12 protein-coding genes are annotated in these 15525 nt (G+C 76.0%); 2 read left to right on the top strand and 10 right to left on the bottom strand.

Annotation, left to right across the window (positions count from 1 at the left end):
- Together HH311_RS16655 and HH311_RS16650 are read left to right on the top strand one after the other, a co-directional pair.
- Positions 1–681: a hypothetical protein gene (locus tag HH311_RS16655; protein ID WP_169184799.1), complete on the top strand. Its 681-nt coding sequence runs from the start codon at positions 1–3 to the stop codon at positions 679–681.
- Between the two features lie 111 nt (positions 682–792).
- On the top strand, positions 793–2364 hold the full coding sequence (locus HH311_RS16650; protein ID WP_169184798.1) for a hypothetical protein: 1572 nt from the start codon (positions 793–795) through the stop codon (positions 2362–2364).
- 52 nt (positions 2365–2416) lie between these two features.
- Here HH311_RS16650 and HH311_RS16645 read toward each other — a convergent pair whose 3' ends face one another.
- The 10 genes from HH311_RS16645 to HH311_RS16600 form a co-directional block, all read right to left on the bottom strand.
- A complete protein-coding gene (locus HH311_RS16645) occupies positions 2417–3688 on the bottom strand; it encodes an aldehyde dehydrogenase family protein (RefSeq protein ID WP_169184797.1) in 1272 nt (423 codons plus the stop codon).
- A 293-nt stretch (positions 3689–3981) separates the two neighbouring features.
- Complete coding sequence (proB, locus tag HH311_RS16640; protein WP_169184796.1) at positions 3982–5148, bottom strand: glutamate 5-kinase; 1167 nt, start codon at positions 5146–5148, stop codon at positions 3982–3984.
- The gene (gene obgE, locus HH311_RS16635) at positions 5145–6713 is read right to left on the bottom strand and encodes a GTPase ObgE (RefSeq protein ID WP_169184795.1); all 1569 of its coding nucleotides are present in this window, start codon (positions 6711–6713) and stop codon (positions 5145–5147) included. The genes proB and obgE overlap by 4 nt, the downstream gene beginning before the upstream one ends.
- Before the next feature lie 97 nt (positions 6714–6810).
- Complete coding sequence (gene rpmA / locus HH311_RS16630) at positions 6811–7068, bottom strand: 50S ribosomal protein L27 (RefSeq protein ID WP_169184794.1); 258 nt, start codon at positions 7066–7068, stop codon at positions 6811–6813.
- A 15-nt stretch (positions 7069–7083) separates the two neighbouring features.
- Entirely contained in the window at positions 7084–7383 is a 300-nt protein-coding gene (rplU, locus tag HH311_RS16625; RefSeq protein WP_169184793.1) for a 50S ribosomal protein L21, read from the bottom strand.
- 176 nt (positions 7384–7559) lie between these two features.
- Positions 7560–10832 (bottom strand): Rne/Rng family ribonuclease, encoded by a 3273-nt coding sequence (locus HH311_RS16620; RefSeq protein ID WP_169184792.1) that lies wholly within the window; start codon positions 10830–10832, stop codon positions 7560–7562.
- A gap of 165 nt (positions 10833–10997) precedes the next feature.
- Entirely contained in the window at positions 10998–11918 is a 921-nt protein-coding gene (locus tag HH311_RS16615) for a TIGR03936 family radical SAM-associated protein (protein WP_312030200.1), read from the bottom strand.
- Complete coding sequence (locus HH311_RS16610; protein WP_169184791.1) at positions 11915–13942, bottom strand: TIGR03960 family B12-binding radical SAM protein; 2028 nt, start codon at positions 13940–13942, stop codon at positions 11915–11917. The genes HH311_RS16615 and HH311_RS16610 overlap by 4 nt, the downstream gene beginning before the upstream one ends.
- Positions 13943–13959: 17 nt before the next feature.
- Entirely contained in the window at positions 13960–14367 is a 408-nt protein-coding gene (gene ndk, locus HH311_RS16605; protein ID WP_169184790.1) for a nucleoside-diphosphate kinase, read from the bottom strand.
- 28 nt (positions 14368–14395) lie between these two features.
- Entirely contained in the window at positions 14396–15103 is a 708-nt protein-coding gene (locus HH311_RS16600) for a hypothetical protein (RefSeq protein ID WP_169184741.1), read from the bottom strand.
- Between the last annotated feature and the right edge of the window lie 422 nt (positions 15104–15525).

Here is a 15525-nt window from a genome sequence, read left to right as displayed (position 1 = left end):
ATGGCCGCCGCGCCCGTCCCGCCGACGCAGGGGAACTGGTTCACGCGTGGCGGCTGGTGGTTCCTGCTCCACGTGGCCAGCTTCGGGATCCTCGCGGCGGTCCCCTACACCCACGCCGCGGTCGTGTCGCGGCGCATCGGGCACGGCGTGCTGGCGGCCGCGGTCCTCGTCGCCACCCTCCTGGGGTTCGCGTTCCTCGGCGCCGGGGCGAAGGACGCGGCCGGGCAGCCCGAGGGGTTCGTCGCCGGGCTCGGGGGCGCGCTGATGGTGCTGGTCCTGCTCGGCGGGCTCGTGGGCCTCGTCGTCGTGCGCCAGCAGGTGTACGGGCCGCGGCCGGCGTCGTCGGTGCCGCACCCCGCCGTCGCCCGCGCGCTGGCCGCGCGGACCCGGCGCGACGAGGCCCGCCGGCTCGCCGCCACCGACCCGCTGCTCGCCCGCGAGCTGCGGATCGGGCGCCCCGACCTGCCTCGCGAGTACGACGACGGCGGGCTCGTCGACCTGAACTCCGCGCCCGCCCCGGTGGTCGCGGCGGTCTGCGGGCTCGAGCCCGCCCACGCGGCGGGCATCCTCGCGGCCCGGCACGCGGCCGGCCGCTTCGTCGCGGTCGACGACGTCTTCTCCTGGGCCGATCTGCCCGTCGAGGTGTGGGACCGGGTCCGCGACCACGGCGTCGTCCTCTAGCGGATCCCCACCCCGGTGGCGTGCGCCACGAACGGGGGACGCTAGCGTCGCTGGATCGATCCGCTCACTTCGCTCCCCCGTTCGCGGCGCGGCGCTGCACGACGGGACCGTGTGCTCGCCGCGGTCGCCGGCCTCCCCGGGGCCCTGACGAACGCCGCCGAGGACCTGCGTGCCCTGGCGGTCCCGCGCCGGGTCGCGGTCCCGGCCGCCGCGGGCGGGCTCGCCGCCGCCGTCACGGTGCTGGGGCTCGCGCTGCGCATCGGGCTGCTCCGGGTGCCGCTGCTCGGCGGCGGCCTCATCGGGGTGGGCGACAACGGCGACGCCTACCGGCTGTTCTGCACGGCGGGCCTCACCCCCGACACCCCGAGCCGCTTCGCGCTCTGGCGCGGCGTCGTCGTCACCGCGTTCACCACCGGCGCGAAGCCCTGCACCGCCGCGCCGTCGTCGTCGGCGACGCTGCTCGGGCTCGTCGTGCCCGGCGGACCCGGGATGTGGTCGCTCACCAGCTACGCCTGGCTCTTCGCCGGGATCGCGGCACTCGGCGTCGGGCTCGGCGCCGCGACCCTGGCGTCGGTGCGGCCCGCGCGGGCCGCCCTGGTGGCGATCCCGCTGCTGCCGCTGCTGGTCGTCTCCTGGTGGTCGCGGTTCCTCGTCTCGCTCTACGCGGAGCCGACGGCGCTGATCGGGACGGTGTGGGTGGTCACCGGCCTGCTCGTCGTCGCCGCGACACGCCCCACCCAGCGGCTGCCGCGCGTCGTCGCGCTCGGCCTGCTCTCCCTCGGCGGGCTGGTCGCCGCCACCGCCAAGCCCGGCTTCATCCCGGTCGGCGGGGTGGCGCTGGTCTGCTGCGCGCTGGTCGTGGTGCGCGCCCCGGAGTCGACCGGGCGCCGCCGCCGGGTGCTCACCCGCCTCGCCGGCCCACTCGTGGCACTCGCCCTGCTCGCCGGGGCGGCGACCCCGGTCGCCGAGGGCATCGCCGGCCAGGACCGCAGCTACGGCGCCGTGAACGCCCACAACCTGCTCTTCACCGCGCTCATGCCCGCGATCGGCCCCGACACCGTCGCGCAGGCCGTCGGGCTGCCCCCGGCCGCCGCGGCGCACTCCGGGGAGGGCTTCTACTGGGCGGGCGGGTTCGACATCCCGGGCTGGACGCCCGCGATCGGCGACCGGCCGCAGGAGGCCGCCGCCACCGCGCACACACTGCTGGCCGAGCACCCGGCCGCGCTCGCGACGATGGTCGGCCGGGGTCTGACCGCGACGATGCGCCCCCAGCTGACCTACCTGCCCTCGGCGCCCCGCGGGACAGCCCCGGAGCACTTCGAGGGCCGCACCGCCTACCCCGAGGCGGGCCCGCAGACCGCGATGCTGCTCGGCTGGCTCGCGGGCATCGGGGCCGGGTGGCTGCCCCTGGTGACGGTGCTGCTGGGCCTGACGGCGGGGACGGCGACGCTCCTGCCGCGCGTGCGCCGGGCGGATCCGCTGGCCGTCGGGCTGCTGCGGGTCGCGGCCGGCGCGGCGCTGCTCGGCCTCGGCGTCGTCACCCTGGCCGTCCTCGGCGACGGCTACTACGAGCTGTCCAAGCACGTGTGGCTGGGCTCGTACTGCTTCGCGGTCACCGGCCTGGCCGGTGCGGCCGCCGCGGTGGTCGGGGCGACGGCCCGCTTCCGGCGTCCGTTGGCCTGACGGCTCGTGCGTGCGTTCCCGTGTCCTGGCACGGGAACGCACGCACGAGCCGCTAGGCCAACCCGACCGCCGTCGAGGCCGGCACCACCACGAACTGGCGCAGGCACAGGTCGGTGAACACCACGGGTCCGCGGGGCCCGGGGACGTGGTCGACGTTGATCCCGGTCTCGGGCACGCGGCGCAGCTTGAACCCGTCGAGGAGACGGGTCGTGGCGTTCCAGAACGCGCCCGTGCCCGCGTAGGTGTCGAGGAAGATCCGGGCGGACGCCTCGTCGGCGGTCACCACGGTCGCGGCGAGCCCCGAGGTCTCCCGGTTGGCGATCGCCGCCGCGTCGGCCGGGCCGTCGGCCGGCGCGACCGTCACCGTCGCCTCGTGGCCGTCGTCGAGCGCCCACTCGTGGCCGAGCGGGTGCTCGTGGGGCGGCAGCGAGGCCCGGACGCCGGCGTCGCGCAGCAGCTCGACCAGGATCGGCGTGACGGTGTCCCACTGCGGCCGGTCGACCAGCAGCAGGTTGAGGCGGTTGCAGACCCCGAGCCGGTCGAGCGAGGACGTCACGAGGGTGGTGGTCAGCGCCGGGTCGGCGGCGCGGTCGACGTAGAGCACCCCGCCGCCGTCGGCGTGCGCGAGCGTCCGCACCCCGTGCTGGGCGGCCTCGAGCCCCAGCGACCGGGTGGTCTCCCCCGACCCGCGCAGGATCACCAGCCCGATCAGCCCCGGCCGGCGGACCAGCTCGACCGCGCACTCCCGCCGCGGGTCCCCGACCAGCGTCACCGCGTCCGCCGGCAGCCCCGCCGCCTCGAGGGCCGGGGAGACGACGTCGGCCATCAGCGCGGTCGCCGAGGACAGCGCGGCGCCGCCCGTCCGCAGCACCCCGGCGTTGCGCGACTTCACCAGCTGCGACGCGACGTCCACGACCACGTTCGGGCGCGCCTCGAAGTTCGCGCCGATCACGCCGACCGGACGCCTGCGCTCGACCAGCCGCAGCCCGTCGGGACGCTCCTCGAGCACCGTGTCGCGCGGGGGCGAGGACACCTCGGCGAGCTCGCGCAGCGACTGCGCCATCGTCGCGAGCCGGTCCTCCCCCAGGCGCAGGCGGTCGACCAGCGCCGTCGTCATGCCCGCGTCCAGCGCCGCCGCGACGTCGGCCTCGTTCGCCGTCGCGAGGCTCGGGGCCTTCGCGAGGAGCAGGTCGGCCATCCCGCGCAGCGCCGCCGCGATCCGGTCGTCCGTCGCGGCCGCCATCGCCGGGGCCGCGGCCGCCGCCCGCTCGCCGCACTCGGTCACGATCTCGGCCGGGGTCGTCCGGGTCGCCGCGCTGGTCATCGGCCCAGTATGCCGACCACACGCACGCGGGTTCCCGACGGCGGGTGCGGTGCGGTGGGGTGGGCGGGTCCCCCCGCCGAGGGGCACACCGCGCAGCTCCTAGCGGCCCGCGCCCTGTCCCACGTGCCCCTCACCGGCGGCGCCGCCGGCCGGCGCCGGGTCCCCCTCCACGAGGGGCACACCGCGCAGCTCCGAGCCGACCGCGCCCTGCCCCACGTGCCTCTGATCAACGACACGAGCACACCCGGTGCCCTCGGCATGATCATCTACCCAGGGGAGCCCCACCCCGGTGCTCAGCCGGACGAGGTGACCGTCGCGGCACCCTCGGCGGACGGAGCGACGCCCCGCACCGGGACGAGGTCGTCGGCGTGCACGACCTCCCGGCGCAGTTCCGGCGCCAGGTCACGGGTCTTGCGCCCGACGAGCTCCGGCATCTCCTCGGCGTCGAACGCCACCACGCCCCGCGCCACCGTCTCCCCGCGCGGCCCGACCAGCTCGACGACGTCCCCGGCCTCGAAGTCGCCGTCCGACCCGGTGATCCCGGCCGCGAGGAGCGACCGCCGCTTCGTCGCGGGGCCCGACGTCACGGCGCGCACCGCCCCGTCGTCGAGGTGCAGCCGGCCGCGGGAGCCCGCCATGTGCCGCAGCCAGAACCGGCGGGCCGAGAGCCGCGGGCCGGTCGGCGCGAACACGGTCCCGACGGCGGCCCCGTCGAGCGCGGTGGAGGCCGCCGACGCCGCCGCGACGAGGACCGGGACCCCGGCACCCGAGGCGAGGTCGGCGGCGGCGAGCTTGGAGGCCATCCCGCCGGTCCCGACGCTGCCCGCGCCGGGCCGTACGACCCGCACCTGCTCGAGGTCGGCGACCCCGTGCACCTCGTCGAGCATGGACGCGCCCGGATGGCGCGGGTCGTCGTCGTACACGCCGTCGACGTCGGAGAGCAGCACCAGGGCGTCCGCGCCGACGATGTGGGCGACGAGGGCCGCGAGCCGGTCGTTGTCGCCGAAGCGGATCTCGTCGGTGGCCGTGGTGTCGTTCTCGTTGACCACCGGCACGACGCCGAGGCCGAGCAGGCGCTCGAAGGTCCGCTGGGCGTTCCGGTACGGCGCGCGGCGCACCACGTCGTGGCTGGTCAGCAGCACCTGCCCGACGACGCGGTCGTGACGGGCGAACGCGTCGGCGTAGGCCCGGATGAGGTGGAGCTGCCCGACCGACGCCGCCGCCTGCTGGGTCGCCAGGTCCCGCGGGCGGCGCGCCAGCCCGAGCGGGGCGAGGCCCGCGGCGATCGCGCCGGAGGACACCAGCACCACCTGCGTGCCCGCCGCCACGCGGGCGGCGACCGCGTCGACCAGCGCGTCCAGCCGCGTGACGTCGAGCCCGCCCGACACGCTGGACAGCGACGACGACCCGACCTTCACCACGAGGCGCCGCGCGCCCGCGACGGTCTCGCGCGCGGTCACCCGTCGTCCCCGAGGTCGTCGTCGGCGAGCTCGTAGGAGTCCCCGCCGTCGACCCAGCTCGGGACGCCCAGCTCGGCGTCGTCGCGGTGGCGGCGCCGCTCCTTCCTGGCGGCCTTGCGCTCGGCGGCGCTGATCCGCTCGGCGTAGCCGGCGGCCTCGACTCGCGCGTCGGTCCCGCGGTTGCCCTGCGTCACCCCGCCTCCCAGGGCGGCGACGCCGGCCGGCGTCGAGGGCTCCCAGTCGAAGGTGTGCACCCCGATGGTGACCATGTCGCCGGGCTGCGCCCCCGCCTCGGCCAGGGCCTCCTCGACGCCGAGACGCGCGAGCCGGTCCGCGAGGTAGCCGACGGCCTCGTCGTTGCCGAAGTCGGTCTGGCGGACCCACCGCTCCGGCTTCTCGCCGCGGACGCGCCAGGCGGGCCCGTCGGCCGGGTCGATGTCGTCGGCGGTGTCCGCCTCGACGGTGAAGCCGGAGTCGTCGACCGCGGTCGGGCGCAGCACGATCCGCTGCGCCGCGGCCGTGCTCACCGCGCTCGCCCGAGCCTCCTCGACGGCACCCGCCATGAGGAACGTCAGCTCGCGCAGCCCGGTGTGGGCCGCCGTCGAGATCTCCACGACCGGCCAGCCGAACGCCTCGACGTCGGGGCGCACCAGCTCGGCGAGCTCGGCGGCGTCGGGCACGTCGACCTTGTTCAGCGCGACGATCCGGGGGCGCGAGCCGAGGTCGGCGCCGACGCCCGAGCTGCGCAGCGCCGGGGTGTACTCGGCCAGCTCGTGCTCGAGCGCCCGGATGTCGGAGACCGGGTCGCGGTCGCTCTCGAACGTCGCGCAGTCGACGACGTGCACGAGCACCGAGCACCGCTCGATGTGGCGCAGGAAGTCCAGGCCGAGGCCCTTGCCGTCGGAGGCCCCGGGGATGAGCCCCGGGACGTCGGCGACGGTGAACGTGGTGTCGCCCGCGCTGACCACCCCGAGGTGCGGGGTGAGGGTGGTGAACGGGTAGTCCGCCACCTTCGGCTTCGCGGCGGACAACGCGCTGACCAGCGAGGACTTGCCCGCGCTGGGGAACCCGAGCAGCCCGACGTCGGCCATGGAGCGCAGCTCGAGGACGAGGTCGAGGGTCTCGCCCGGCTCACCGAGCAGCGCGAAGCCGGGCGCCTTGCGGCTGGGGCTCGCGAGGGCGGCGTTGCCCAGCCCGCCGCGGCCGCCGCGGGCGGCGACGAAGCGGGCTCCGGGGCCGGTGAGGTCGCCGAGCAGCTCCCCGTCGGTGTCGAGGACGACGGTGCCCTCGGGGACGGCGAGCTCGACGTCCTCGGCGTTCGCCCCGTTGCGGAAGCTGCCCATCCCGGGGCGGCCGTTGCCGGCGACGGCGTGCGGGCGGTGGTGGAAGTCGAGCAGCGTGTGGACGCCCGGGTCGACGACGAGCACGACGTCTCCCCCGCGCCCGCCGTTGCCGCCGTCCGGGCCGCCGAGGGGCACGAACTTCTCCCGCCGCACGGAGGTGCAGCCGTGGCCGCCCGCCCCGGCGGTGACGTGCAGCGTCACGCGGTCGACGAACCGCGCCATGAGGCCCTTCCTTCCCGCGCCACGAGCTGTCCTGAAAGACGACGAGGGGCGGACCCGATCGGGCCCGCCCCTCGCCGGTGGTTCTGCTGGTGGAGGCTCAGGCCTCGACCGGCACGATGTTGACGTTCTTGCGCCCGGCCTTGTGGCCGAACTGCACGGCGCCCGCGACCAGCGCGAACAGCGTGTCGTCCCCGCCGCGGCCGACGCCGACGCCCGGGTGGAACTTGGTGCCACGCTGGCGGACCAGGATCTCGCCGGCCTTGACGACCTGGCCGCCGTAGCGCTTGACCCCGAGCCGCTGGGCGTTCGAGTCGCGACCGTTGCGGGAGCTGGACGCACCCTTCTTGTGAGCCATGGTGTGTCGCTCCCCTTACTTCGAGATGCCGGTGATCTCGACCTGGCTGTAGCGCTGACGGTGGCCGACGCGCCGCTTGTAGCCGGTCTTGTTCTTGTACTTCAGGATCTTGATCTTCGGGCCCTTGGCCTCACCGACGATGTTGCCGGTGATCGAGACCTTCGCGAGGTCGTCGGCCGAGGAGAGAACGGTCGAGCCGTCGACGACGAGGATCGGCTGGAGGTCGACCGAGTCGCCGTCCAGGAGCTCCACGTCGACGACGTCGCCGACCGCGACCTTGTACTGCTTGCCGCCGGTCTTCACGATCGCGTACATCTCGGACGCAGGCTCCTGTCGTGCTGGACGTCTGTCTGGTTCACGGGAGGGCCCACGCTCACCGCGGAGCGGGCGCCTCACCGCGCGCAGGGGCTCGACACCCCTGCGCTGCTGGGGACCACGATACCCGCCGCCGCGGCCACCCCGGGCGCCGGGGTGGCCGCGGCCGAACGGGCTCAGCTCCCGCCGACCCCCACGGGCGGCCCGGCGGGCCGGGAGGCGGCCCGGCGCCGGCGCCGGCCCGGCGTCGTCGGGGACGTGCCGTCGTCGTCGGCCGGGGCCGGCGTCTCGGGCTGGTCGGGCTCCTCGCTCACGGGCGCCGCCGGGCCGACCGCGGGTGCGGACGCCGCGTCGGTGGCCGTGGAGGTCCCGACGGCGGGTGTGGGCTCGGCGGTGACGGGCGTGACGCCGGGCAGGTCCGGCTGGTCGGGCTCCTCCCCGGCCGGCGCGACGGGGCCGGGCGACCCCGGGGCCGCGGCCGTCGTCGTCCCCTGCGGCTCGTCGGCGGTCTCCTCGGGGGCCTCGGCCACCGTCTCCTCGGCCTGCTCCCCCGCGTCCTCGACGGGCTCCGGGGACCCGGTGCTCTCCTCGGCCTGCTCGGCCTCGAGCGCGACCTCGGGCTCCGCGGCCTCGTCGGCCGTCTCGTCGACGGCGTCCTCGGCCCCGGACGCGTGCCGGCGGGTGTGCGCGAAGGCGGCCGGGCTCGGGACCGGACCGCCGGTCCCGTTCGACGTCGCGTCGGCGTCCGCCGAGGCCGCGACCGTGGTCGGTGAGCCGCCCTCGGAGGACGCCCCGCGCCGGCCCCGGCCGCGACGGCGCCCGGAACCGGACGAGCCGTTCTGGCCCGACCCGTTCTGCCCGGAACCGTTCGGGTCCGCGCTCCCGCCGGCCGACTCGCCGGCGGCCGAGGACGAGCCCGAGGACCCGGACGAGCCCGACGACGCCGCGGACCCGGACGAGCCGTTCTGGCCGCCGCCCTGGCCGTTCTGGCCCCCGCGCCCGTGGTCGTGCGTGCCCATCACCGGCTCGGTGTGGACGATGACGCCGCGGCCCTTGCAGTGCTCGCAGGGCGTGGAGAACTCGTCGAGCAGCCCCTGTCCCACCCGCTTGCGGGTCATCTGGACGAGCCCGAGCGAGGTGACCTCGGCGACCTGGTGGCGCGTGCGGTCGCGGCCGAGGCACTCGGTGAGCCGGCGCAGCACGAGGTCGCGGTTGGACTCCAGGACCATGTCGATGAAGTCGATGACGATCATGCCGCCGATGTCGCGCAGCCGGAGCTGGCGCACGACCTCCTCGGCGGCCTCGAGGTTGTTCCGGGTCACCGTCTCCTCGAGGTTGCCCCCGGAGCCGGTGAACTTCCCGGTGTTGACGTCGACCACCGTCATCGCCTCGGTGCGGTCGATGACCAGCGTGCCGCCGGAGGGCAGCCAGACCTTGCGGTCGAGCGCCTTCACCAGCTGCTCGTCGATGCGGTGGGCACTGAACACGTCCTCGGGACCGATGTGGCGCTCCAGGCGGGCGACCAGCTCCGGCGCGACGTGGGAGATGTAGCCCTCGAGGGTCTCCCACGCCTGCTCGCCGGAGATGACGAGCTTCGAGAAGTCCTCGTTGAACATGTCGCGCACGACCCGGATGAGCAGGTCGGGCTCCTCGTGCACCAGCGTCGGTGCCTTGGCCGCGCCCTTGCCCTTGCCCTTGCCGCCGCCCTCGGCGCCCTTGTTCTCGGCGGCCTCGCGCCCGGTCTTCTCGATGACCTCCCACTGGGCGGCCAGCCGGCGCACGTCGCGCTCGAGCTCGGCCTCCTCGACGCCCTCGGCGGCCGTCCGGATGATCACGCCGGCCTCGGACGGGACGATCCGCTTGAGGATCTCCTTGAGCCGCTTGCGCTCGGTCTCGGGCAGCTTGCGGCTGATGCCGGTGGCGCCGCCGCCGGGCACATAGACGAGGAACCGGCCGGGCAGGCTGATCTGGGTGGTGAGCCGGGCGCCCTTGTGGCCGACCGGGTCCTTGGTGACCTGCACCAGGACGCTGTCGCCGGAGGAGAGCGCCTGCTCGATCTTGCGCTGCTTGCCCTCGAGGCCCGACGCGTCCCAGTTGACCTCGCCGGCGTAGAGGACCGCGTTGCGGCCACGCCCGATGTCGACGAACGCCGCCTCCATCGAGGGCAGCACGTTCTGCACGCGACCGAGGTAGACGTTGCCGACCATCGAGTTCTGGCCGCTGCCGGCGACGAAGTGCTCGACGAGCACGCCGTCCTCGAGCACGCCGATCTGGTTGCGGTCGGCCTGCTGGCGCACGACCATCGTCCGCTCGACGGCCTCGCGGCGCGCCAGGAACTCCGACTCGGAGAGGATCGCCGGACGACGACGGCCGGCCTCGCGCCCGTCGCGGCGGCGCTGGCGCTTCGCCTCGAGGCGCGTGGAGCCCTTGACGCCCTTGACCTCGTCGTCGCTCGAGCGCTTCCTGGCCTCGCCCTCGGTCTTCTCGCGGACGTGGGTGACCGTGTTGGGCGGGTCGTCGTTCGTGGAGCCGTCGCCGTTGTCGTCCGAGCTGCGCCGGCGCCGCCGCCGGCGGCGGCGGGAGGACCCGGACGAGCCGCCCTCGGCCGTGTCGCCGTCCTCGGCGCCCTCGGCGGAGTCGCCCTCGGCCGTGTCGTCGTTCGCCTCGTCGTCGTCCGAGGAGTCCTCGGCGGAGCCCGACGCGTCCTCGGCGTCGTTGTCGTCGGAGCCCTCGGGCGAGTCGTCGCCGGACTCGTCGTCCGCGCCGCCCCGGCCCCGGCCGCGGCCCCGGCGCCCGCGACGACGACGCCGCCGGCCCGACTCCTCGTCGCCGTCCGCGTCGGCGCCGCCCGCCGCCTCGCTGCCCGACACGTCGTCGGACTCGTCCTGGTCGTCGGCCTCGCCGGACCCGGCCGGGGCCTGCTCGGGCGCGGTCTCGGTGCTCTCGGCGGTCTCGTCGGGGGTCACGACCCCCGCGGACCGGCTGCCCCGACGCCGACGGCGCCCGCCCGACTCCCCGTCGGGCGTGCTGGTGTCCGGCGCGAGGAAGAGCGCGGCGGGCGCGGAGGGCGCGGCGCTGATCGCCCCGGTGACCTCGCCGTCCCCGGCCGCCGCCGGCTCGGGGGCCGGGGCGTCGGGGAGGACCACCGGGTCGGCCGCGGGGGCCTCGGCGACGGGGGTCGGCGTGTCGGCGGGGGTCCCGGATCCGAAGAGCTCGTCGACCACGCGGGACACCGTGGTGCGGTCGACGCTGGACTGGGCGCTGCGCGCGGCCACGTCGAGCCGCGCGAGGACGGCGAGCACCTCGCGGCTCGAGGAGCCCACCAGTCGGGCGAGTGCGTGCACCCGCAGCTTGTCGGGCAGCGCCGCGAGCGTCGAGTCGTCCGGGCGACCCGACGGCGGCGCCGTGGAGGAGGGTGAGGCGGGGAGCTGGGCCTCGTTCTCGGTCATGCAACTCCTTCGGCCCCCGGGCGCGACCTCCCGGTCGCGGCCACACGAGGGCATCGCGTGGTCTCGCCTGACGGCCTCCGGTACTCGGGGTACCGGGTTCCGCCGGAAATCGTCGGGCGTCCGGTGCTGGGGGCGGCGGCGGCCCGGTCGGGCCCCGCGCCGTCCTCAGACCGGGCGGTCCTCGCCGACGTGCCTCTCGGGGTGGGGCTCGCGACCGGTCGTCGCGCGGTCCTCCTCGAGCGGATCGAGCAACTCTGCGCTCGCGCCGAGCCGGCCCTGCGCCGTCCTCGTCGCCAGGACGGGGACGGGCGGCTCCAGCCCGGCGACGGTGCGCAGCGCACTCACCACGTCGTCGGGTCGCACGGCCGGCGTGGTGTGCCGTACGACCGCCGACAGTGTCCCACACGCCGAACCGTGTGGCCGGTCACGGAGGTCGGAGACCTCGGGCGCGCCGTCGGAGGCGCCCCCGAGCAGGTCACCTGCCGGCCGTCCGTCGTCTCCCGACGCGTCATCTGCCGATCGTGCATCGTTCGGGTGACGGTCGTCGAGGGGCGGCATGACGTCGACGCGCACGAGCGCCGCGCGGACGTCGAGGGTGCGTGGCCCGTTCTTGGTCATCCGCTCGACCTCGACGACGGGCGCCGCCTCGAGGGCCGCGACCGCCTCGACGAGCGCCTGCGGCTCCACCCCGGGCATCGCGATCCGCCAGACGGAGGTGTCGATGCGGTCGGCGAGGGCGCCGGGTCCGGCCCGCACGACGTCGAGGACCGACAGGCCCTCCGGCAGCACCGCGTCCACCTCGCGGGCCAGCGTCGAGGGCTCCAGATCCCTGGTGAGCCCGATCTCGACGAACTCGGCCTCGCTGGCGGCCCCCGTCGGCGCGGCGCCGATCCACGAGAGCCGCGGGTGCGGGCTGAAGCCGTGCGAGAGCGAGACCGGCACCCCGGCGCGGCGCAGCGCCCACTCCATCGCCCGCGCGACGTCCCGGTGCGAGCTGAACCGCGCCCGGCCGCGCTTGGCGAACCGCATGCGCACCTTCGCCACCGTGGGCGCCGACGGGTGCGCGGCCGCGCCGCCCCGGCTCACGGGTCGGACCCCGCGGCCCCGCCGGAGAGCGCGGGGTTGCGCACCGGCGTCGACGTCCGGCTCTCGACCGGGGTCAGCGGGAGCATCCGGCCGGCCGCGACCATGTCCTCGCCGGTCGGGCCGATCTGGATCTCGGTGCCCATCTGCGGGCAGACGCCGCAGTCGAAGCACGGCGTCCAGCGGCAGTCGTCCTGCTCCCGCGAGTCCAGCGCGTCCTGCCAGTCGTCCCAGAGCCACCCGCGGTCGAGCCCGGAGTCGAGGTGGTCCCAGGGCAGGACCTCGTGCTCGTCGCGCTCGCGCGTGGTGAACCAGGCGAGGTCGACCCCGTACGCCGGGAGCTCGCGCGCTGCGGCCTGCTCCCACCGCTCGAACGAGAAGTACTCGCTCCAGCCGTCGAAGTGCCCGCCGTCGCGCCACACCGCCTCGATCACCCGGCCGACCCGGCGGTCGCCCCGGGAGAGCAGTCCCTCGATCAGCGACGGCTGCCCGTCGTGGTAGCGCAGGCCCACGTTGCGCCCCAGCGAGCGGTCCGAGTTGATCGCCTCGCGCAGCTTGCGGAGCCGGGTGTCGACGACGTCGGGCGCCGCCTGCGCCGCCCACTGGAACGGGGTGTGGGGCTTGGGGACGAACGCCCCGATCGACACCGTGGCCCGCACGTCGCCCCGCCCGGCGGCCTTGCGCCCGGCACGGACGACCTCGTGGGCCATCGTCGCGATCTGCAGCACGTCCTCGTCGGTCTCGGTCGGCAGACCGCACATGAAGTACAGCTTCACCTGCCGCCACCCGTGCTCGTAGGCGGTCGACACGGTCGCGATGAGCTCCTCCTCGGAGACCATCTTGTTGATCACGCGCCGCAGCCGCTCCGAGCCGCCCTCCGGGGCGAACGTCAGCCCCGACCGGCGCCCGGAGCGGGTCAGCTCCTCGGCGAGGTCGACGTTGAAGGCGTCCACCCGCGTCGAGGGCAGCGAGAGCCCGGTCCCGGTGCCCTCGTAGCGGTCGGCGAGGCCCTTGGCGATCTCGCCGATCTCGGAGTGGTCCGCCGAGGAGAGCGAGAGCAGCCCGACCTCGGAGTAGCCCGAGGCGGCGAGTCCCTGCTCGACCATCTCGCTGACGCCGCGCTTCGACCGCTCCCGCACCGGGCGGGTGATCATGCCGGCCTGGCAGAAGCGGCAGCCCCGCGTGCACCCACGGAAGATCTCGACGCTCATCCGCTCGTGGACGGTCTCGGCCATCGGGACCAGCGGCTGCTTCGGGTAGGGCCAGTCGTCCAGGTCGGACGTCGTGCGCTTGTGGACGCGGGCCGGGGCGGCGTCCGTCGTCGGGCGCACCGCGGCGATCGCGCCGTCCTCGGCGTAGTCGACCGCGTAGAGGCCCGGCACGTAGACCCCGGGCACCCCGGCGAGCCGCTCGAGCGTCGCCCGGCGGTCCAGCCCCTCGGCCTTGGCGGCCGCCACGACGTCGGTGATGTCCCCGACGACCTCCTCGCCGTCGCCGAGCGCCACGAGGTCGACGAAGTCGGCGATCGGCTCCGGGTTGAACGCCGCGTGGCCGCCGGCGAGCACCAGCGGGTGCGCGGTCGTGCGGTCCGCCGCGTGCAACGGCACCCCGGCGAGGTCGAGGATCTCGAGGAGGTTCGTGTAGCCGAGCTCGGTGGCGAACGAGACGCCGAGGACGTCGAACGCCGCGACCGGCCGGTGGGCGTCGACGGTGAACTGCGGGACCCCGTGCTCGCGCATCAGCGCAGCGAGGTCCGGCCAGACGGCGTAGGTGCGCTCGGCGAGCGCGTCGGGCCGCTCGTTGAGGACCTCGTAGAGGATCATGAGGCCCTGGTTGGGCAGTCCGACCTCGTAGGCGTCGGGGTAGCAGAGCGCCCAGTGGACCTGCGCGTCCTCCCAGGGCGTCACCGTCGCGTTGCGCTCGCCACCCACGTACTGCACGGGCTTGCGGACCCGCGGCAACAGCGGCTCGAGCCGGTCCCAGACCGGCTCGGGCACGCCGCCACGGGTCGGGGCATCGAGGGACATGCGGCCCAGGGTAGGCGTCAGCCGAACCAGAGCTTGATCTCGCGCTCGGCCGACTCCGGGGAGTCCGAGCCGTGCACGATGTTCGACCCCGTCTCCAGGGCGAGATCGCCCCGCAGCGAGCCCGGCGCGGCCTTCTCGACCGGGTCGGTGCCGCCGGCGATCTGCCGGAACGCCGCGATCGCCCGCGGCCCCTCGACGACCGCCGCCACGACCTGCCCGGACGTAATGAACTCGATCAGCTCGCCGAAGAACGGGCGCTCGGCGTGCTCGGCGTAGTGCTGCTCGGCCAGCGAGCGCTCCACGGTCTTGAGCTCCAGCGACGCCAGGCGCAGGCCCTTGCGCTCGATGCGCGAGATCACCTCGCCCACCAGGCCACGCTGCACGCCGTCGGGCTTCACCAGCACCAGGGTGCGCTCGTCGGACACGGCGCTCCTCTCCCCTCGATTCCACTGTTCAGGCGGGCACGAGCCTACTGAGACCGCCGTCGCACTCCCCGTCCGGCCCCGGTGGGCGCGGCAGCCGCGCCGGGTTGCGGCCCCCGAGGCGGGGCGCCGGGTGCCACCGGTCCGCCGCCCGCCGGAGCTCCCGGGCGAGGACGTCGATCGGGGCCGGCGCGTTCCGCGTGCCCCACACCTCCGCGACGTCCGCGCGCACCTCGAGCACCTCCCAGCCGAGCGCCGCGGCCGCGCCCCGGACACCCTGCTGGTGCGCCACCCCCGTGCGCACCCCGGGCCACGCCAGCGCGAGCTCCGCGACCGGCCGCCCGTCCCCGTCCAGCAGCCGCTGCGCCACCAGGGGCGTCTCCAGCCCCCGCGCGAGCAGCCCGACCCGCACCCGCGACACCCGCGCCGTCGGACTCCGCGGGTCCACCCAGGCGAGCGCCTCCGCCGCGCGCCGCACGTCCCGCTCCCCCGCGTGGGCATCCGCGACCGCCCGCACCGCGTCCAGCTCCGTGCCCGTCACCCGGAGCAGGGCGTCGACCACGACGACGGCCTCCCCGCGCGGCAACCACCGCGCCAGGTCCAGCGCCGTGCGCGCGGGGGTCGTGACCCGGGTGCGGTCGACCACGGCCGTCTCACCGTCCCGGAGGCCGGCCCGGCGCAACCGGACGCCGGGGCACGCCCGCACGCCGCCCTCGTCGACCAGGAGGTCCACCGTCACGTCCGCCGGAGCGACGTTCGACGCCCCACACCCCCGCCGCGGCGACACTCGCGACGACGCCCCGCGGACGGGCCTGCTGAGCCCCCTCGGCGCGCAGCGCCATCGTGACGACGGCCCCGGCGCCCGCCGAGACGCCGGGGAACAGCGGCAGGTACTCCCCGGTGCCGAGGTGGTGCCTCGTGAGGGCGCCGGAGGCGATGGCGTCGGTGTGCCGGAAGGGGCGTCGCAGGTCCACAGGGCTTCGACGGCGCGCGATGCCCGGCCGTTCCCACCGACTCCGACTCCATCGCGTCGTCTCCGCCGGCGGCGCTGGAGTGCGAGCCGACCGCTCCCCGATGTCAGGGAGCCGTGCCGACCGCCGAGGGCCGGGTCCACGCCGGCCGGCCGGAGCCCGACTCCATGTCGGCGCCGGACGCGGGCTC

The organism is Actinomycetospora sp. TBRC 11914 (assembly GCF_012933465.1).
Lineage (GTDB): Bacteria > Actinomycetota > Actinomycetes > Mycobacteriales > Pseudonocardiaceae > Actinomycetospora.
The sequence above is the reverse complement of the archived record's forward strand: the minus strand, read 5'-3'. Positions and strand labels throughout refer to the sequence as shown.